This window comes from Desulfoprunum benzoelyticum, from assembly GCF_014201505.1.
GTDB lineage: Bacteria > Desulfobacterota > Desulfobulbia > Desulfobulbales > Desulfocapsaceae > Desulfoprunum > Desulfoprunum benzoelyticum.
Genome location: NZ_JACHEO010000007.1, coordinates 26,955 through 45,764, shown reverse-complemented (window position 1 = coordinate 45,764; position 18,810 = coordinate 26,955). Strand labels below are relative to the sequence as shown.

Sequence of the window (18,810 nt, the reverse complement as noted above, 5' to 3'; positions counted from 1 at the left end):
GAAAGAGACATTTTCAACAGCGAAAGAGAGCGTTGCCCTCCTCGCTTTCAGACTCCTCCTCTTCCGGCCTGCCGTGCCTGCAGCATCGCGAGAAAGAGCTCTTCGAGGACCAGGCGCGGCGGCAGCGGCGATCCCTTGAGCCGGAATTCCGCCGCCAGCAGCATCTCCAGCAGGTCCCGGAGGACCCGGCAGGAGAAACCGGCGGCAGTGGTGAAGCTCATGAACAGGGCGTAGGGATGGCCTTTGAACAGCTCCGGCCATTCCCCCGTTTCCTTCAGCGCCGGGAGGTAGTCGTTCTGGAACTGGCGGGCGTTCATGCCGTTGTACCATCGGGGTTCGGGCCGCAGCTGCAGCGAGCGGAAGATCAGCAGCCGGCGCAGGTAGTTGCGCATCGTCGCCAGGATCGCCAGGCCGTGGGTGCCGCTGTCCTGGAGCCGGTTCAAAATCTCCAGTGTCCGTCCGGCCTGGCTCTTGCCGAAGGCGTCGGTCAGTTCGAAGAGGGCGTCTTCCCGGCTCCGGCCGACCATCGCGTCGAGGTCGGCGACGGTGATCAGCGGGCGGTCCTCGGCGTACAGGGCCAGTTTTTCGGACTCCATGACGACCGCCACCGGCTGGAAGCCGACCCGCTCGAAGAAGAGATCGAGGGCCCGCGGTTCGATCTTCTTGCCGAATTCGCCCAGGGTCTGCTGGACCAGCCGGCGCAGGACATCCTTCTGCTCGCCCTGGGCGGCGGCCCCCGAGCCGGCGGCGACGGCGCAATCGATCACCAGCCCGTGTTTCTTGATCGTGGTGAAGAGTTTCTGGCGCCGGTCGGCCTCTTCGACCGTGAGGATCAGTATGTTCGGCGGCGGCAGGCCCTTTTCGATCGCGGCGACGTACCTGTCGGCGATGCCCGCCTCCCTGCCGCCGGCGCCGGCGGCAAGGTCGGCCCCGGCCGCCAGGCCGTCGGCCCAGCCCAGGTCGCCGGCCGGTCTGGAGAAACCGAAGGCCGTCTGCCACTGGTCAGGGGTGAGATCGGTGAAGGGGGTGGCCGATTCACGACCGATGCCGCCGATCTGCAGCAGGGTAACGAGCGGCCGTGCGGCCGCTTCGGGATGGCCGCTGTCCTTCGCCTGGACGGCCCGGTTCCAGACCGCCGCGGCGGTGACCTTCGACTGGAAGATCCGGCTGTCGCCGACCCGAAAGATCTGCCGCCCCGGCAGCAGCGAGAAACTGGTGAGCTTGGCCAGGGTCGTCGCCGGATCCTCGAGATCGCCGTCGATGCTGTGCACCGTCGCCGGGGCTGCGGCGAGAAGGGCCTGCTGCAGCATGTCGGCGGCCTCCCGGGCGAGGTAGCGCTCGCCGATGCAGAGGCAGACCCGGGGCGGGTCCTGACGCGGCAGGTCAGCGAGCAGTGGCGGGAGTTCGGCGCGTTTGATCAGGGGCATCGTTTTTCGGTTTCAGGTCCATGATTTTATGGAGGATAGCCGGCAGTGAACCCGGCTGCAGGTAGTCGTCACCGAGGTTCCGGTGAAAGATATCGGCCGACTGCCGGGCCAGTTCCTCCCAGCTCAGGCCGCCGCGATGGCGGGCGATGATCTCGAAGATCTGACGGTTGTAGGGATTGTTGATGGTCGTCTTGCCGGTGCCGATGGTGGCCAGGATGTCGACATGGTTGTAAAACATCCGGTTGAGCTCGGAATAGGCGCGGATGCCGCCGCAGGAGCCGATGCTGAGGAAACGCTGCTTGGCCCGGAGGTCGGCCGGGGTGATCCCGCCGGCGGCGAGGAGGTCCGCCAGCGGATCGAGCAGCTGCTCCCGGCGCCAGTAGCTGTGGCCGCGCTGGGCGAACATCTCGCTGCGGCTTCTGAGGAACCGGGCGAGCAGGTGCTGCTGCGTCGTCTTGCCCTGGTAGACGAAGACCGAATGGCTGATCGCGAGGCCGTTGATCGTCCTGCTCCAGTCGACGACCAGGGGGTGGGCGGCGGCAAGCTGCAGCAGCCGGCCCAGTCCCTCGCCGCCGGCAGCGACCGCGGCAACGGCTGAACGCGCGGCGGCGGCGGCCGAGGTCGACAGTCCGGGCAGGGAGTAGATCGCCGACAGCTGCGGCCGGTAGCCGCCGGCCAGCAGGGTCCGGCTGTTGGAGAGGTAGGAGGAGCGGCCGTCGTCATCGTCCTGGAACACCGACAGGCTCTGGAGCCGGCCGTCGGCGGCCCACTCGGCGAAGGGGGTGCGGGTGTACGGGGCGAGATCGATCGGGCCGAGGGTCGCGAGCATGCCGCCGATCCCGGTCTTGTCTGCCGCCGTCAGCAGGGCCGGGTATTCGTCGAGATAGTACTGGAGGATGATCCGCACCTGGCGGGAGAACAGGCCGTTGGCGCTGGCGGCGGCGTCGAGCAGCAGGCCGATGAGGTAGGAGCGGGCGGGCGGAGCGATCGTTTCGAGGATGCGGCCGAAGGTCGCCGAGAACAGGATCAGGCTGAACTCGCTCTGCAGCGCCGACCGGGCGACGAGGTCGAGGACCTGCTGCTGCCTGGCCGGGTCTGTCGGCAGGAAGTCGGTCAACTTGCCCTTCTGGGCCAGGCTGGCGATGCAGTCGGAGGCGAAGATCCCCTCCGGGTCGGTGGCGACCAGAAAGGACAGCAGGTCGTTGCCGAAGCTCGCGCCGATCCGTTCCTTCAGCACCGGGACCAGGATGTCGCGGAAGGAGGAGTCGTAGAGGTCGCTGCCATGGGCGAGGAGGACGTAGATATTGGCGCTGGTGAGGTCGACCGCCGTCTGCTGTCGTGCTGCCGCCGTCGCCCGGCGGAGAACGGCGACCGCCTCGCCGCGGTTGCCGAGCTGGAGGGCGCGGCGCATCCCGGTGCCATACTGGCGCTGCACGACCAGCGGCAGACGGTGCAGCAGGGTGAGGAGGCGGTCGCCGGAATAACCGGCCAGGGTGCCGCTGCCGATCTCCCGGCCGCGCGCGTCGGTGATGTCGTGGAGGTTGTTGATCCGCCACAGCGGATAATCGGCGGCGGCGGCGAAGACCCGCAGCAGGATCGTTCGGTCGCCGGGTGACAGCCGGAGGAAGGCCTCCTCCCGCTCCGGGCCGGGGATGCTGAAATATCGCCGCAGCCAGGCGGCGGCGAGGTCGGCAGTCATGCCCGGCTGCATGAACAGGGCCCGGGCGTTCCAGGCATCGCTCTCTCCCAGGTACTGGAGTCGCTCCAGCCCCGCCAGGGCCTCACGGGCGGTGATCCCCGGAATCCGGCACTGCTGCTCGGCGGCCCAGCGTTGCCGCTCCCCCAACTCGTCGATCAGCTCGAGGCCGCGTCTGGTCTCGGCGGCGGTGATCGCGGTCACTGAAAAAAGGCTCGCCGCCGCCCAGCGTCCGGGTTCGTCGAGCTCCGCGATCCGGTCGATCAGCACGAACAGGTCGTCGACCGTCATGGCGGCAACATGGGCCAGGCCGGCGAGGGCCCGGGCGGTGACGAAATCGACCGGGGCCAGCCGGTCGATCAGGCGCCAGCAGTCGTCGACCGTGGCGCCGTTTATCGCGACCAGCTTCTCGAGCAGCGGCATGTGCTCATAGCGGATTGTCGTGGTCGGCAGCCGGCGCAGGGCTGTGGCCGCCTGGTCCCTGGTCAGCGCCGGCAGGGAACAGAGGGCCCGGAAGGCTCGCATCCCGGTGTAGGACAGGGCCCGGATCAGGCGTTCGTCCGCGGCCCCCGGCGGGGTGCCGGCGCCGGGGAGCCTGGCGTAGATCTCCAGGGTCGTGGTGTAGGCGGTATCCTTGATCGAGGCCGCCGGAGCCGTTGCTGTCGATGTCAGCAGGACGATGAGGCTGAGGAGAAGGAGGCGGTAGGGGGGGAATATGTTCACGTGTCGCCGTTGTCGGGGTGTGGATAGGGCCTGGTCCGGATCGCTGCCGGATACAGTGTACCGGATTCGGGTCCCGATTTCATCACCGAAGGCTGTGCCGCCGCTGCCGGGGATGGCGTCGATCCCCCGCGATGGTTGGTCCCGCGGGCTCAGAACACGCCGTGGTCGTGGAGGATATTGACCCCGATGGCGAGTAGGACCAGGCCGCCGAGGATTTCGGCACAGCTGCTCAAGCGTTTGAAATTGGCGACGCGGTTGCCGAGATAGAGGCCGCCGACGGTGAAGGCGGCCGCCACCAGGCCGATGACCAGCGCCGGGGTGGCGATTGCCAGGTTCAGCAGCGACATGGAGAAGCCGACCGCCAGGGCATCGATGCTGGTCGCCACCGACAGGACGACCAGGGTCAGGCCGCGGGTGGCATCCTTCTCGCTCTCGCTTTCCTCCTCGTCGCCGAAAAAGGCCTCCTTCAGCATGTTGCCGCCGACCAGCGTCAGCAGGGCGAAGGCGATCCAGTGGTCGTAGTCCTGGATATAGGAGCGGACCGAGGTGCCGGCGCCCCAGCCGATGACCGGCATCATCGCCTGGAACAGGCCGAAATGCCAGGCCAGGCGGAAGACTTGGCGATAGTGGATCGATTTGAGACTGATGCCGATGGCGACGGCGACGGCGAAGGCATCCATCGCCAGGGCGACGGCGATGCCGATGAGGGCGAGCAGCGACATGGGGACTGAGGGGCCCGAAGTCAGCGAGCGGCGGCAGGGAGGAACAGGATCATCAGCGGAACCGTGCGTTGATCTGCTCGAGGGCGGCGGCGCCGGGGCAGAGTTCGGCCTGTGTCAATTGGTTGAGCGGGGTCAGCGTAGTGTTGAGGATGGCGTGGGTGTCCTCGCTCTCCGGGTCGAGGAAGAGGATGCCGGTCAGCAGCCGGCCCTGCTCCCGCTCGGCCTCGAGCAGGTCCAGCGCCCGGCGGCGGCTGGTGACATCGACGCCGCCGACGTTCTTGTGCAGCTGGATGATGCTGCCGTCGTGCATGGTGACCGCCTGGGTGGCGCCCTCTTCATACTGAACGACGATCTCCTGCTGCAACGGGATGAAATCGAAGGTGCCGGTGGCCTCGATATGGTCGCGGACGTACTGATAGCTCTTGGTCGAGCCCGAGGAGTTGTTGAAGGTGACGCAGGGGGAGATGACATCGATCAGGGCGATGCCCCGGTGCAGCAGGGCAGCCTTCAAGAGCGGCACCAGCTGCTGTTTGTCGCCGGAAAAGCCGCGGGCGACGAAGCCGGCCCCGAGCTGGATCGCCATTTCGCAGAGGTCGATCGATTCGAAGGGATTGGGAGCCCCCTTCTTGGTCCGCGAGCCGCGGTCGGCGGTGGCCGAGTCCTGACCCTTGGTCAGGCCGTAGCAACCGTTGTTCATCACGACGTAGGTCAGATTGAGGTCGCGCCGCAGGGCATGAATAAACTGGCCCATGCCGATCGAGGCGGTGTCGCCGTCGCCCGAGACCCCGAGGTAGATCAGGTCGCGGTTGGCCATGTTGGCGCCGGTGGCGATCGACGGCATCCGCCCGTGCACCGAGTTGAAACCGTGCGAGCGGTCGAGAAAGTAGGCCGGGGTCTTCGACGAGCAGCCGATACCTGACATCTTGACGACCTTGTGCGGTTCGACCGGGATCTCGAAGCAGGCCTGGATGATGGCGTTGCTGATCGAATCGTGGCCGCAGCCGGCGCACAGGGTCGAGATCAATCCCTCGTAGTCCTTTCTGACATAACCGAGGGCGTTGGTGGGCTGCTGGGGATGGCGGAAACTGGGGCGGACGAAGGTCATGGTTTCTCTCCGGATGGTTCGGTGTCGCCGTCGGGATCAGGTGCCGCCAGCAGGGGCTGGATCTGGTCGACGATGGTGGCGGCGGTGATCGGCAGGCCGTCGAAATTGAGGACCGACAGGAGCTTGGCGGGCGGGAAATCGCCTTCGCCGATCAGCAGCTGCCGCATCTGGCCGTCGCGGTTCTGTTCGATGACGAACACCCGGCGATGCCGATCGATAAAGGTCTTGACCTCCGGGCCGAAGGGGAAGGCCTTGAGGCGCAGCAGGTTGATCGCCACGCCCTCGGCAGCGAGGAGGTCGATGGCCTCGAGGGCGGCGGCGCTGGTCGTGCCGTAGAAGATGGCGCCGATGATGGTTTCGCTGTCCCGTTCCGTTGCCTCCGCTGCCGGTACCAGGTCCCTGGCGGTCTGCCACTTGCGGGCCAGCCGCTCCATGCCCCGGCGGTAGATCGTGTTGTCTTCGGTGTACCCCGAATATTCGTTATGCGAGGTGCCGCGGGTGAAATAGGCTCCTTTGCTGGGGTGGGTGCCGGGATAGGTGCGGTAGCAGATGCCGTCGCCGTCGACATCGAGATAGCGGCCCCACCTGGTCGGCAGGGCCTCGAGGGCGGCGGCGTCGAGGACCTTGCCGCGATCGTAGCGGCGGCTGTCGTCCCAGGAGAGCGGGGCGCAGAGGTGGTCGTTCATGCCGAGATCGAGATCGCTCATGATGATGACCGGGGTCTGCAGCCGCTCGGCGAGGTCGAAGGCGGCGACGGCCATCTCGAAGCATTCCGTCGGATCGCTGGGAAACAGCAGGACGTGTTTGGTGTCGCCGTGCGAGGCGTAGGCGGCGTCGAGAATATCGGATTGCTGGCTGCGGGTCGGCATGCCGGTGCTCGGGCCGGCGCGCTGGACATCCATCAGCACGACCGGGATCTCGGCGTAGTAGGCCAGACCGAGGAATTCGGCCATCAGCGACAGGCCGGGGCCGGAGGTGGCGGTGAAGGCCCGGGCCCCGTTCCACGAGGCGCCGATAGCGATGCCGATGGCCGCCAGTTCGTCCTCGGCCTGGATGATGGCGAAGCGCTTGCGGCCGGTCTCCGCTTCGATCCGGTAACGGTTGGCGTAGCGCTCGAAGGCCTCGACGACGGAGGTCGAGGGGGTGATCGGATACCAGCCGGCGACCGTCGCCCCGGCGTAGATGGCGCCGAGGGCGAGGGCGCTGTTGCCGTCCATCAGGATGGATTCGCCACTCGTCGGCTGCGGCTCGACCCTCAGGCCGCAGGCGCCGGCGAAATGATTGGCGGCGTAGGTGTAACCGATTTCGAGGGCCTGCAGGTTCGACTCGGCCAGCTGCGGCTTTTTGGCGTACTGGCCGCTGATCGCCGCGGTCAGGACCCCGTGGTCGATGTCCAGGAGCTGGGCCAGGGCGCCGATATAGATGATGTTTTTCAGCAGCTGGCGCAGCCGGGGATCGGTGAAGGCATCGTTGCACAGTTGGGTCAGCGGGATGGCGATGACGTTGAGGTCGTCGCGCCGGCACTCGTCGGGCAGCCGTTTGGTCGAATCGTAGAGGAAATAGCCTCCCGGCAGGACCTCGTTATAATCCTGGACCAGGGTCTGGCCGTTGACGGCGACCGTCAGGTCGATGCCGGCGCGGCGGGCGAGGTAGCCGCTGCCGCTGACCCGGACCTCGAACCAGGTCGGCAGCCCCTGGATGTTCGAGGGGAAGATGTTCTTCGGGGTGACCGGCACCCCCATCCGGTAAATCGCCAGGGCGAAGAGGTTGTTGGCGCTGGCCGACCCGGTGCCGTTGACGTTGGCGAAACGAACGACATAGTCGTTGACCTTTTCAATCCTGCTCATACGTCCTCCGCCTGGGCTTCGTGATAGGTGAATTTCGACATCTCCCATGACGCGGTCGGGCAGCGTTCGGCGCACAGGCCGCAGTGGAGGCAGACGTTTTCGTCCTTGACCATGACCCGCCCGGTCGGCAGCGGCGGCGAGACGTAGAGGGCCTGCTCGCGGTTGTCGGCGGGGATCTGCAGGCGGGAGCGGAGATCGTCCTCGTCGCCGCCTACGATGAAATTGATGCAGGTCACCGGGCAGATGTCGGCGCAGGCGTCGCACTCGATGCAGGTCCGGTCGATGAAGATCGTCTGCACATCGCAGTTGAGACAGCGCCGGGACTCGCGATGGCCCCGATCCGCGTCGAAACCGAGTTCGACCTCGAGCAGCCGGTCCTTCAGCGATCTGACCTTCTCGACCGTCGGCACGAGCTGGCGCTCGTCGTCGGTGACATGGCTGTCGTAGATCCAGTCGTGGAATCCCATCTTCTGGCCGGTCAGGTTGACCCGCGGGTGCGGCCGCTGCCGGAGGTCGCGGCCTTCGCAGAAGAGATGGATCGAGATCGCCGCCTGGTGTCCCTGGGCGACGGCGGTGATGACGTTTCTGGGGCCGAAAGCGGCGTCGCCGCCGAAGAAGACCTGGGGCAGCGTCGACTGGTGGGTGATCTCGTGGAGCACCGGCAGGCCGTTGCGGCCGAATTCGATGCCGATATCCTTTTCGATCCACGGGAAGGCGTTCTGCTGGCCGATCGCCAGCAGGACCTCGTCGCAGGGGAGAAAGACCGGGGCCTCGCCGGTGGCTGTCAACCGGCGTCGGCCCTGGTCGTCGACCTGGCCTTCGACCCGTTCGAACAGCATGCCGGCCAGACGGCCGTCCTTGATGACGAATTCGAGGGGCGAAAGCTTGTCATGGATCGGGATGTCTTCATGCAGGGCGTCCTCGATCTCCCACGGCGAGGCCTTCATCTCGGCCCGCGGGCTGCGGACGACGACCTTGACCTTGTCGCCGCCGAGCCGCCGGGCGGTACGGCAGCAGTCCATCGCGGTATTGCCGCCGCCGATCACCAGGACCCGTTTGCCGATGCGGTCGATGTGGCGATACAGCACCGCCGCCAGCCAGTAGATGCCGACATGGATGAAGCGGTCGCCTTCCTTGCGGCCGGGCAGCTCGGGGAGGTCGCGGCCGCGGGGGGCGCCGGTGCCGATGAAGATCGCGTCGTAGCCGCGGCCAAGCATCTCCTTCAGACTGCCGACATAGTGGTTGAAGTGGCAGTTGACCCCCATGTCGAGGATATAGTTGACCTCTTCGTCGAGGACCTCCTGGGGCAGGCGGAAGGAGGGGACCTGGGTGCGGACGAAGCCGCCGGCGGCGCTCTGGTCGTCGAAGAGGTCGACCTGGTAGCCGAGCGGCAGCAGGTCGCGGGCGACCGTCAGCGACGCCGGACCGCCGCCGATCAGGGCGATGCGACGGCCGTTTTTGGTCTTCGGCGGGACCGGCAGGCGGGCCTTGATCGATTCCTTGAAATCGGCCGCCACCCGTTTGAGGCGGCAGATGGCGACCGGCTCCTTTTCCACCCGGCCGCGCCGGCAGGCCGGTTCGCAGGGACGGTCGCAGATCCGGCCGAGGATGCCGGGAAAGACGTTGGAAATCCAGTTGATCATATAGGCGTCATCGTAGCGGCCGGCGGTGATCAGGCGGATGTACTCGGGCACCTGGGTGTGGGCCGGGCAGGCGTACTGGCAGTCGATGACACGGTGGAAATATTCCGGATGTTCGATTTTTGTCGGTTTCACAGGATCATCCCTTCAGTGGAAAAGGTGAAGCGGTCGGCAGCGTGCATGCGGTATTGTAATCGATTTGCCGCCGGAATACCTGCAGGAATCCGGGGCTGCCGGCGACGGGCAGGGCGCGTGGAGGCAGTCCTCCGGCCGCGGCTCAGTACGGGCTGATGACCCGGGCGGCCGTGGCCATGGTATTGACGATGTCGAACATGTTGGTGATCCGGCCGACCTTCAGGTCCTTTTCCAGATGGAAATACTCGAGGCAGGTGCCGCAGGCCCAGATTTCCACCCCGCGCCGCTCCATCTCGATGACCGCCTCGACCGCCTTGTTGTCGGTGGCGACGATTTTCACCCCGCCGTTGTAGAAGAAGATCCTGCTCGGCAGCGGCGACAGCTCCCTGAGGGTCTTGACGTAGTTCTGGAGCAGGGCCCATCCCAGCTCCTCGCTGCCCCGGCCCATCGAGTCGGCCGGGATGATGCAGACCGGTCCGATCGTCGTCGGGGGACAGGTGAGCACGGCGGGATCGACCTCGGTCGACGCCGCTCCGGCCGTAATCCCGCTGATCTCGACCCGGTACTGACCGTCGGCAAGGACCGTGACGGTCGTGGTGCAGCCCTGGCTGCGGGCGAAGCGCTCGACGTTGTCTTTCGAGCCCTCGTTGTCGACGATGACGGCCAGCCCTTCCGGCGCCCCGGCCGCCATGGCCTGCCTGGTCTGCAGGACCGGTTCGGGGCAGTTCATGCCCCGGCAATCGATAATCTTCATCGGTTAATTCTCTGGTAAAATTCGGACCGCCCCCTTGTCGGCCGAAGCGGCAAACAGGGCATAGGCCTGCAGGGCCTTGGAAACCGTACGCTGGCGTTCGGCCGGGGCATAGGCCCGGGACCCTTTCTTTTCCACTTCCTGCCTGCGGGCGATGAGGACATCCGGGGCGACCCTGACGCTGATCGTCCGCTGCGGGATGTCGATGTCGATGACGTCGCCGTCTTCGACCAGGGCGATCGCCCCCCCCGCCGCCGCCTCCGGTGAGACGTGGCCGATCGACAGGCCGGAGGTGCCGCCGGAGAAGCGGCCGTCGGTGACCAGGGCGCAGGCGGCACCGAGATGGACCGACTTGAGGTAGGAGGTCGGGTAGAGCATCTCCTGCATCCCCGGGCCGCCCTTCGGTCCCTCATAGCGGATGATCACGACGTTGCCGGCGGTGATGGCGCCGTCGAGGATGGCGTCGCAGGCGGCCTCCTGGGAGTCGAATACCCGGGCCGTGCCGGAAAAGGCGAAGATCGAGGGATCGACGCCGGCGGTCTTGACGATGCAGCCGCGTTCGGCGATGTTGCCGAACAGCACGGCCAGCCCGCCATCGCGGGTGTAGCAGTGGGCCAGGTCGCGGATGCAGCCCTTTTCCCGGTCGCGGTCGGGCTCGGGGTAGCGGTTGTCCTGCGAGCCGAGGACGAGGTTGATCCGGCCGCCGGGGGCGCCGCGGTAGATGGCCTCCGCCTCGCGGCTGCACGAGGGCCGCATGATGTCCCAGGCGTCGAGGGTCGCCGCCAGGGTCGGGCTGTCGACCCTCGACACGCTCGTGTCGAGGAGGCCGGCCCGGTCGAGTTCGCCGAGGATGGCCATGATGCCGCCGGCCCGGTTGACGTCCTCCATGTGGAAGTGGGAGGTCGGGGCGACTTTGCAGAGGTTGGGGACCCGGCGCGACAAGGCGTCGATGTCCTCCATCGTGAAATCGACGCCGGCCTCCTGGGCGATCGCCAGCAGATGGAGGACGGTGTTCGACGATCCCCCCATGGCGATGTCGAGCGACATGGCGTTGAGGAAGGCGGCGCGGCTGGCGATGGTCCGCGGCAGGACCGAATGATCCTCGTCGTCGTACCAGGCCCGGGCCATCGCGACGATGCGTTCGGCCGCCTGCCGGAACAGGCCGAGGCGGTCGGCATGGGTCGCCAGCACCGTCCCGTTGCCGGGCAGGGCCAGGCCGAGGGCCTCGTTGAGGCAGTTCATCGAGTTGGCGGTGAACATCCCGGAGCAGCAGCCGCAGGTGGGGCAGGCGCAGCGTTCGACCCGCTCGACCGTCGTGTCGTCGACGTTGCGGTCGGCGGCCATGACCATCGCATCGATCAGGTCGTAGCGCTTGTCGCCGTCGACTCCGGCCTCCATCGGCCCGCCGGAGACGAAGATCGCCGGGATGTTGAGGCGCATCGCCGCCATCAGCATCCCGGGGGTGATCTTGTCGCAGTTGCTGATGCAGATCATCGCGTCGGCGGTGTGGGCGTTGCACATATACTCGACGCTGTCGGCGATCAGTTCGCGCGACGGCAGGGAGTAGAGCATCCCGTCATGACCCATGGCGATGCCGTCGTCGATGGCGATGGTGTTGAACTCGGCGGCGAAACAGCCGAGATCGGCGATGATCTTCTTGATCTGCTGGCCGATGTCGTGGAGGTGGACGTGGCCCGGGACGAACTGGGTGAAGGAATTGACGATCGCGATGACCGGCATGCCGATCTGCTCCTCGGTCATGCCGTTGGCCCGCCACAGGCTGCGGGCGCCGGCCATCCTCCGGCCCTGGGTGGTGGTGGCGCTGCGGAGAGGGATTGCCATGCTGGACTCCTTATGCGGTCTGCCGGTCCGGTCGTGATGCGGGCCGGATACGGCAGAAAAAAAATGAACATGCGGTATATTTCTTGTTTCTTTGTTCGCAATATACTATGAAAATTAGTGGTATTGCACATTTTTTCAGGAGGCGGCGATGAAAAAGACAGAAATCGATTACTGGATTACCGCGATGCTCGAGTCCAACAGCAACGTCTCTGACCTCAACATCACGGTGGGAAAAACCCTGCAGGTCGAGTCGGCCGGGCAACTTGTTCCCGTGGCGGTCGAGCCGCCGGTGCGCGAGCTTACCCCGTTTCAGACCGAGACCTTTGCTCTCAACCTGATCGGCAACAATAAACGGTTGCTTACCGACCTGGTGGAGCACGGCTCGTGCGACCTGCCGTATGCCCTCGGCAACACGGCACGCTTCAGGGTCAATATTTTCAGCCAGAAGGGGTATTACACGACTGTTCTGCGTAAGCTCGAATCCCAGATCCCGACCATCGAGAACATGAACTTCCCGCCGGCCTTCGACAAAATGGCGCGGGAGATCAACGGCCTGATCCTGTTTACCGGCGCCACTGGCACCGGCAAGACGACGTCGCTGGCGGCGCTGCTCGACCGGATCAACCATGAGCGGGCCGTTCATGTGGTGACGCTCGAGGATCCGATCGAGTACGTTCATCCCCAGCACAAGGCGACTTTCAACCAGCGTGAACTGGGCAGTGACTTCAGCGCCTTCGCCGTCGGTCTGCGCGCCGCTCTGCGCCAGGCGCCGAAGGTCATCCTGGTCGGCGAGATGCGTGACCGCGAGACCATGGAGATCGCGATGACGGCGGCGGAGACCGGTCATCTCGTCCTCTCGACCCTGCATACCATCGATGCCGGTCAGACGATCAACCGTATCCTCAGTATGTTCGAGCAGGAGGAACAGCCGCAGATCCGCAACCGTCTGGTTGATACCATCCGCTGGATCGTCAGTCAGCGCCTGCTGCCGAAGATCGGCGGCGGCCGGGTGGCGGCGATGGAGATTCTCTGCACCAGTCTGCGGGTCAAGGACCTCATCCTCAACGGGGAGACCGAAGAAAAGACGTTCTACAACATCGTCAGGGAAGGCTCGGCCTTGAACATGCGCACCTTTGACCAGCACATCCTCGAGTTGTACAGCCAGAACCTGGTGACGGAGAAGACCGCGATCACCTACTGTTCGCATCGCAACGAGATGAACCGCGGCCTCGACCGGCTGAAATCGGAACGCGGCGAGGCGACGACGTCGCTGACCGGTCTGGCGATGGAGGAAGAAGAGGAGCGGGGCAGGTTTCGCCGGTAGATGGGGGGCGGGCAATGGTAAGCGAAGATGATGTCTACATGGGGCCGGAGGAGAGGGCGATATGAACGTGAACTGTCCGCACTGCGGAAAACAGATGAAACTCGGCGGCAAGATCCAGAGCAGCCTCGAGGCCCTGGCGCCGGGGCAGCAACTGCGAGTCAAGTGCATCCAATGCGCGCAACCGTTTGGTATCGATGCGGCGATGGCGGGAAAAGCGGTTCCGGCCAGTCAGCAAAAAGTCGTCGTCCGGCCTCCTGATCCCCCGGATATCTCCTGGCTCAAGGAAGAGGACTTCGAGGAGGCCGAGACGGTCGAGGAGGTGCCGCGGGCCCTGGTGCTGATGGCCGGCCTGCCGGCGCGTACCACTGTTGTCGCCGATCTCGAGAAACTCGGCTACAAGGTGGAAGTGGCGGAATCGCCCGAGGATGGCATGACCAGGATGCAGTTCGTCAATTACGCCTCGGTGGTTCTGCATTCGCAGTTTGAAAATTCCGGACTCGAGGGGACGTTCCATAGTTTTATGAGAGCGATGAACATGGCGAAGAGAAGGTATATCTTCTATGTTCTGATCGGCAGCGAGTTCAGCACGATGTATAATCTGCAGGCGCTGGCCTGTTCTGCCAACCTCGTCGTCAATGACAAAGATATCCCACGCTTTTCCCTGCTGCTGCGCAAGACGATCCCCGAATACGAGGCGCTCTTCGGCCCGCTGATGGAGGAACTCCGCCTGGTCGGGAGATAGCGGTCTGCGTTGCGCTGTGCTGGCACGGTTGGAGTCGATCCGAGGCGCTTGAGCCCTGTCGTCTTCGATCGTCGCTTCTCGATTGCCGAAACCGTCTTCCATCGCTCTGGCCGGTAGGGCCGGAGAATGGGGGGATGCCCCAGGGCGTATCGCCCGAATTTCATTTATTGGTATTATTTATTTGATATGATTAAAAGAATTGTTCTCTCTGCGGGGAGAAAAATACGGAACCTGGCGCGGGCTGGACGCCTGCATTCGAGGCAGCTGTTCGGCCGCCGGCAAGCTGTGGAGAGACCGGCTGAAGATCTGTCGACCATGGAGGTCCCGGTTGCGCCGGTCGTTCGGGACAATCAGCCGGCCGAGGGGCAGGAGCGGCCGGGAAGAAAAAGGAAAAGACGGGATCCTCGCCCCCCTGCCGCCGTTGAGGTCGAGTCCGCCTGGACCATCGATCAGTTTGCGGTCGAGCCGATCGCCGGGCAGACTCGATTCCATGATTTCGATATTCCCCCGGAGGTCATGCATGGTATCGCCGATCTCGATTTTCGCTACTGCACGCCGATCCAGGAAAAATCGCTGCCTGAGGTTCTGGCCGGACACGACCTGATCGGCAAGGCGAACACCGGCACCGGCAAGAGCGCGGTGTTTCTCGTGGCGATTCTTGCCCGCCTGATGCGGGACGATCGTGAGGGGAAGCGGCCGCGGGCGCTGGTGATCGCGCCGACCCGTGAGCTGGTGCTGCAGATTGCCAGGGACGGGGTGGCATTGGCAAAGTATACGGGGCTCCGGGTCACCGCCGTGTTTGGCGGGACGGACTACCAGGCCCAGATGAACGACCTGACGCGGGGGACAACCGATATCGTCGTCGCGACCCCCGGCCGCCTCCTCGATTTCCTCGGCAAGGGCATTCTTTCCCTCGACGGCTGCGGGATCATGGTCATCGATGAGGCGGACCGGATGCTCGATATGGGGTTTATCCCCGACGTCCGCCGCATTATCGGCCGCCTGCCGAAAAAGGAGGAGCGCCAGACCCTGCTCTTCTCGGCGACGCTGTCCGAAGACGTCAAGCATCTGGCGTCCCAGTGGTGCGTCCATCCGCGGACGGTGGAGGCCGAGGTCGAGCAGGTCGTCGTCGCCACGGTGAAGCAGATCGTGTATCTGGTCACGGCCGATGAAAAGTATACCGTGCTGTACAACCTCATCGCCAGGCATCGAGACGAGCGCATCATCGTCTTTACCAATATGAAGAACGAGGCCAAGCGGCTCAGCGACCGTCTGCAGCGCAACGGCGTCGAATGTCTGCTGCTGTCCGGCGAGGTGCCGCAGGTCAAACGGACCAGCCGTCTCGAAAGCTTCCGGACCGGCCGGACCAATGTCCTGGTGGCGACCGATGTCGCCGGCCGCGGCATTCATATCGAGGGGATCACCTACGCCGTCAACTACACCCTGCCCTACGAACCGGAAGATTATGTCCACCGCATCGGCCGGACGGGGAGGGCCGGGGCGGTCGGCACCGCTGTCAGTTTTGCCTGTGAGGAAGGGGCGTTCTATCTTCCGGCGATCGAAGAGTATATCGGCAGGAAACTGGAGTGCGTGATGCCTGACGAGTGGCTGCTCCAGCCGCCCCCCAAAGGCGCCCCGGCCCCGCGTCAGGAGCGGGGGGAACAGGCGCCGCGCCGGCAGTCGTCGGGCCGGAGAAAAAGGCGGCCGGGCCAGCGGGGTGGGTCGTCCGGCAATTCGGCATAGCCGTTCTTCCAAACCTTGCCTCGGCAATTGATGAGGGGTTGGATAAGAAGTACTTGTCTGGCGATGGAATTTTTGGTATGAAATAGTGTTATGCTGTGAGCGGAGGTTGCCTTCTATTCGGAGCGCGACCTCTATTTATTTGATGCAACCTGTCTGGGACAGGGTGTGTCGCACCTTCAACCCATTGGCCCTGTTGGCCGAAATACGAGCGAATCCATGACAGATCTGAACCAATCAACCCTGGATAATGACAGTGAAGAGCTGAGCTTTGCCGAGCTTTTCGAGATGGAAGAGAACAACAAGGTTATCGCTGTCGGTGATGTGGCGTTAGGAACCATCATCGGCAGTGTCGACGACTTTTACCTTGTGGATGTCGGCGACAAGGCGGAGAGCTATATTTCCAAGGCCGAATTCCGCCAGGATAGTGAAACCGAGATCAAGGTGGGAGATTCCTTCGAGGTATTCGTCGAGCGGCGCAAGGAGGAGGGTGGTCTTCTTCTGTCACGGGAAAAGGCGATCGCCATCAAGGTCTGGGAGGATATCGCCAAGATCCAGGAAAACGATGGGACGATCGAGGGCAAGGTGGAAAGCAGGGTCAAGGGCGGCATGTCCGTCGATATCGGCGTTCCCGCGTTTCTCCCCTATTCGCAGATCGATCTCCGTCCGGTCAAGGACCTCGACGCTCTGATCGGTCAGGCGTTCGAGTTCAAGATCCTCAAGTTCAACCGCAAGCGCAACAACGTGGTTATTTCCCGTCGCGCCATTCTCGAGGAAGAAAGGAACAAATTGCGCGAGAAGATGCGGTCCAGGCTCGAGGAGGGTCAGATCATCAAGGGGGCCATCACCAATATCACCGATTACGGTCTGTTCATCGACATGGGCGGCATGGATGGTCTCTGCCATATCACCGACCTGTCCTGGGGACGCGTCTCGCACCCGTCGAAGCTGTACAAGGTCGGCCAGGAGCTCGAGGTCAAGGTGCTCAAATACGACAAGGAGCACGACCGGGTATCGCTCGGTGTCAAACAGCTGCGTGAAGATCCGTGGGAGACGGTGATCTCCCGCTATCCGGTCGGCCAGAAGACCGCCGGCCGGGTTGTCTCTATCACCGACTACGGTGTCTTCGTCGAACTGGAGGAAGGTGTCGAGGGCCTGATCCATGTCTCCGAGATGACCTGGTCGAAAAAGCCCCGCCATCCTTCCAAGATGGTTGCGGTCGGCGACGAGGTCGAGGTCATGGTGCTCAACATCGAGACCGAGACCAAACGCATCTCGCTCGGCATGAAACAGCTCCAGCCGAACCCGTGGGATCTGGTCACCGAGAACTATCCGGTCGGCTCGATCATCGAGGGCAAGATCAAGAACATCACCGATTTCGGCGTCTTTATCGGCATCGAGGAGGGTATCGACGGCCTGATCCATGTCTCCGACCTGTCCTGGACCGAGCGGATCAAACATCCGTCCGAGAAATACACCAAGGGCGAAACCATCCAGGCCGTCGTGCTGAAGATCGACAAGGAGAACGAGCGCTTCTCCCTGGGCATCAAGCAGATGGTTCCCGATCCGTGGCAGGCTGCCTATAACAAGTACCCGTCGGGAACGGTGGTTGAGGGAACGATCACCAACGTCACCGATTTCGGCATCTTCGTCAAACTCGAAGAGGGCATCGAGGGACTGGTCCATGTTTCCGAGATCAGCAAGGACAAGGTCAAGACCCCGGTCGGCATGTACCAGGTCGGCGACACGTTGAAGGCGATCGTCATCAATGTCTCGGCCAAGGATCGCAAGATCGGTCTCTCCGTCAAGACCCTCGAAGGGGATGACGAAGCGCAGGCCGTGGGAAGCTATAAACAGCATGAGAAGGACCAGGCGGACAGCTCGCCCTCGACCTTCGGCGACCTGTTGAAGGCTGCGGCTGAAAGCGGCAATCAGTCGGATGGAGAATAACCGCATTCTGCGGGCTGCAAGCAACCGTTGACGAAAGGTTGTTCCACCGGAGATAGAATGGTGGAACAACCTTTTTTTATACCTGGACGGGGCGTTGCGGAATGGTGGAAGGATGATCAGAGAGAGACTGGAATGCTGAAAAAAGATATCGTCGACAAGGTGAGCATGGAACTTGGCCAGCAGAAACAGGATATCGGGCTGGCGGTTGACATTATCCTCGAAACCATGGCCGAGGCCCTCAAAGAGGGACGACGGATCGAATTGCGGGGATTCGGCTCGTTTTCAACCAGGGAACGACGGCCGCGCAACACCAAGAATCCCCGAACCGGCGTGGTAATGGAAATCCCGGAGCGGCGGACGCTCCATTTTACGATGAGTAAATCACTGAAAGAACAGTTGATCAGCGAAAAAGACTGATATCGCCCTTGCCGACACGAAGAATTTCCGGGGAATCACGGGTCAGGTCGACAACCGAGGAGGGGTCGGGCACGATCCGGCCCCCGTCTATGATCAGGTCAACCCGATTGCCGATGAGTTCGTCGATCAGGAAGGGTTCGCTGGGGGCGGGCTGGTCGCCGGCCGTCGGCACGCTGGCGTTGAGCAGCGGATGGCCGAGGGTCGCGATGAGCAGCCGGCTGATGGGATGGCCGGGCACCCTGATGCCGACGGTCTTCTGCTTGGTGAGCATGATCCTGGGGACCAGCTTGGTCCCCGGCAGGACGAAGGTGTAGGGACCGGGCAGGCATTTTTTCAGCAGCCGGTAGGCGGTGTTCGAGACATGGGCATATTCGCTGATGTGCCTGAGATCGGAACACATGAAGGAGAACGGCTTGTTTTCCGGCCGTCCGGTGATCTGCTGGATCCGCCTGATCGCCTTCTGATTGAAGATGTCACAGCCGATGCCGTAGCCGGTGTCGGTCGGCGAGGCGATGACCGCTCCGTTGTTCAGTTTCTCAACGACCTGCTGTATCAGCCGGAGCTGCGGGTTTTCTGGATTTATTTCCAAGAGCATGGGGAACCTGTAGGGCGTAAAAAATTCCGGACGGTTGTTGCTGCAATTATACTCACTCCCTGGCCGCTTGAACACCGATGAATGCGGCGGGGGTTTGAGATTTCGCTGAAGTATGCTTTACTTCAAAGAGCCTTATTGAAGGCGGAAGGTCATT

The 18,810-nt window shown here is 63.8% G+C and carries 14 protein-coding genes; 5 read left to right on the top strand and 9 right to left on the bottom strand.

Going from position 1 to position 18,810, the window contains the following annotated elements; genetic code table 11:
* Window positions 1-47 precede the first annotated feature (47 nt).
* The 8 genes from holA to ilvD form a co-directional block, all read right to left on the bottom strand.
* The gene (holA, locus tag HNQ81_RS07740; protein ID WP_183350017.1) at window positions 48-1,427 is read right to left on the bottom strand and encodes a DNA polymerase III subunit delta; all 1,380 of its coding nucleotides are present in this window, start codon (window positions 1,425-1,427) and stop codon (window positions 48-50) included.
* Window positions 1,384-3,846, bottom strand: coding sequence for a hypothetical protein (locus HNQ81_RS07735; RefSeq protein ID WP_183350015.1), 2,463 nt, complete (start codon window positions 3,844-3,846; stop codon window positions 1,384-1,386). The genes holA and HNQ81_RS07735 overlap by 44 nt, the downstream gene beginning before the upstream one ends.
* Window positions 3,847-3,995: 149 nt before the next feature.
* The gene (locus HNQ81_RS07730; protein ID WP_183350013.1) at window positions 3,996-4,568 is read right to left on the bottom strand and encodes a manganese efflux pump MntP; all 573 of its coding nucleotides are present in this window, start codon (window positions 4,566-4,568) and stop codon (window positions 3,996-3,998) included.
* 52 nt (window positions 4,569-4,620) lie between these two features.
* The gene (locus HNQ81_RS07725; RefSeq protein ID WP_183350011.1) at window positions 4,621-5,673 is read right to left on the bottom strand and encodes a 2-oxoacid:ferredoxin oxidoreductase subunit beta; all 1,053 of its coding nucleotides are present in this window, start codon (window positions 5,671-5,673) and stop codon (window positions 4,621-4,623) included.
* A complete protein-coding gene (locus HNQ81_RS07720; protein ID WP_183350009.1) occupies window positions 5,670-7,520 on the bottom strand; it encodes a 2-oxoacid:acceptor oxidoreductase subunit alpha in 1,851 nt (616 codons plus the stop codon). The genes HNQ81_RS07725 and HNQ81_RS07720 overlap by 4 nt, the downstream gene beginning before the upstream one ends.
* A complete protein-coding gene (locus tag HNQ81_RS17915) occupies window positions 7,517-9,295 on the bottom strand; it encodes an FAD-dependent oxidoreductase (RefSeq protein WP_183350007.1) in 1,779 nt (592 codons plus the stop codon). Before HNQ81_RS17915 ends, HNQ81_RS07720 begins: the two co-directional genes overlap by 4 nt.
* Window positions 9,296-9,437: 142 nt before the next feature.
* Window positions 9,438-10,049 (bottom strand): sulfurtransferase-like selenium metabolism protein YedF, encoded by a 612-nt coding sequence (gene yedF, locus HNQ81_RS07710; protein ID WP_183350005.1) that lies wholly within the window; start codon window positions 10,047-10,049, stop codon window positions 9,438-9,440.
* A 3-nt stretch (window positions 10,050-10,052) separates the two neighbouring features.
* A complete protein-coding gene (gene ilvD / locus HNQ81_RS07705) occupies window positions 10,053-11,888 on the bottom strand; it encodes a dihydroxy-acid dehydratase (RefSeq protein WP_183350003.1) in 1,836 nt (611 codons plus the stop codon).
* A 148-nt stretch (window positions 11,889-12,036) separates the two neighbouring features.
* On the opposite strand from ilvD, the gene HNQ81_RS07700 reads away from it, so the two are divergent.
* The 5 genes from HNQ81_RS07700 to HNQ81_RS07680 all read left to right on the top strand — a co-directional run bounded on the left by HNQ81_RS07700 (window position 12,037) and on the right by HNQ81_RS07680 (window position 18,061).
* On the top strand, window positions 12,037-13,212 hold the full coding sequence (locus HNQ81_RS07700) for a type IV pilus twitching motility protein PilT (protein ID WP_183350001.1): 1,176 nt from the start codon (window positions 12,037-12,039) through the stop codon (window positions 13,210-13,212).
* A gap of 61 nt (window positions 13,213-13,273) precedes the next feature.
* Window positions 13,274-13,954, top strand: a complete 681-nt coding sequence (locus HNQ81_RS07695) for a hypothetical protein (protein ID WP_183349999.1) — start codon at window positions 13,274-13,276, stop codon at window positions 13,952-13,954.
* 285 nt (window positions 13,955-14,239) lie between these two features.
* Window positions 14,240-15,697 (top strand): DEAD/DEAH box helicase, encoded by a 1,458-nt coding sequence (locus tag HNQ81_RS07690; protein WP_337833432.1) that lies wholly within the window; start codon window positions 14,240-14,242, stop codon window positions 15,695-15,697.
* Between the two features lie 216 nt (window positions 15,698-15,913).
* The gene (locus tag HNQ81_RS07685; protein WP_183349994.1) at window positions 15,914-17,644 is read left to right on the top strand and encodes a 30S ribosomal protein S1; all 1,731 of its coding nucleotides are present in this window, start codon (window positions 15,914-15,916) and stop codon (window positions 17,642-17,644) included.
* Between the two features lie 132 nt (window positions 17,645-17,776).
* Window positions 17,777-18,061, top strand: coding sequence for an HU family DNA-binding protein (locus HNQ81_RS07680; RefSeq protein WP_183349992.1), 285 nt, complete (start codon window positions 17,777-17,779; stop codon window positions 18,059-18,061).
* Here HNQ81_RS07680 and HNQ81_RS07675 read toward each other — a convergent pair.
* Window positions 18,045-18,656 carry an L-threonylcarbamoyladenylate synthase gene (locus HNQ81_RS07675; RefSeq protein WP_183349990.1) on the bottom strand — a complete coding sequence of 204 codons (612 nt, stop codon included), beginning with the start codon at window positions 18,654-18,656 and terminating at the stop codon, window positions 18,045-18,047. The genes HNQ81_RS07680 and HNQ81_RS07675 overlap by 17 nt on opposite strands.
* Window positions 18,657-18,810: the final 154 nt, after the last annotated feature.

Coding starts and splice junctions, on each gene's coding strand:
- holA (WP_183350017.1), bottom strand. CDS start 1,427: ATGCCCCTGATCAAACGCGCCGAACTCCCGCCACTGCTCGCTGACCTG.
- HNQ81_RS07730 (WP_183350013.1), bottom strand. CDS start 4,568: ATGTCGCTGCTCGCCCTCATCGGCATCGCCGTCGCCCTGGCGATGGAT.
- HNQ81_RS07725 (WP_183350011.1), bottom strand. CDS start 5,673: ATGACCTTCGTCCGCCCCAGTTTCCGCCATCCCCAGCAGCCCACCAAC.
- HNQ81_RS07720 (WP_183350009.1), bottom strand. CDS start 7,520: ATGAGCAGGATTGAAAAGGTCAACGACTATGTCGTTCGTTTCGCCAAC.
- yedF (WP_183350005.1), bottom strand. CDS start 10,049: ATGAAGATTATCGATTGCCGGGGCATGAACTGCCCCGAACCGGTCCTG.
- ilvD (WP_183350003.1), bottom strand. CDS start 11,888: ATGGCAATCCCTCTCCGCAGCGCCACCACCACCCAGGGCCGGAGGATG.
- HNQ81_RS07700 (WP_183350001.1), top strand. CDS start 12,037: ATGAAAAAGACAGAAATCGATTACTGGATTACCGCGATGCTCGAGTCC.
- HNQ81_RS07695 (WP_183349999.1), top strand. CDS start 13,274: ATGAACGTGAACTGTCCGCACTGCGGAAAACAGATGAAACTCGGCGGC.
- HNQ81_RS07685 (WP_183349994.1), top strand. CDS start 15,914: ATGACAGATCTGAACCAATCAACCCTGGATAATGACAGTGAAGAGCTG.
- HNQ81_RS07680 (WP_183349992.1), top strand. CDS start 17,777: ATGCTGAAAAAAGATATCGTCGACAAGGTGAGCATGGAACTTGGCCAG.
- HNQ81_RS07675 (WP_183349990.1), bottom strand. CDS start 18,656: ATGCTCTTGGAAATAAATCCAGAAAACCCGCAGCTCCGGCTGATACAG.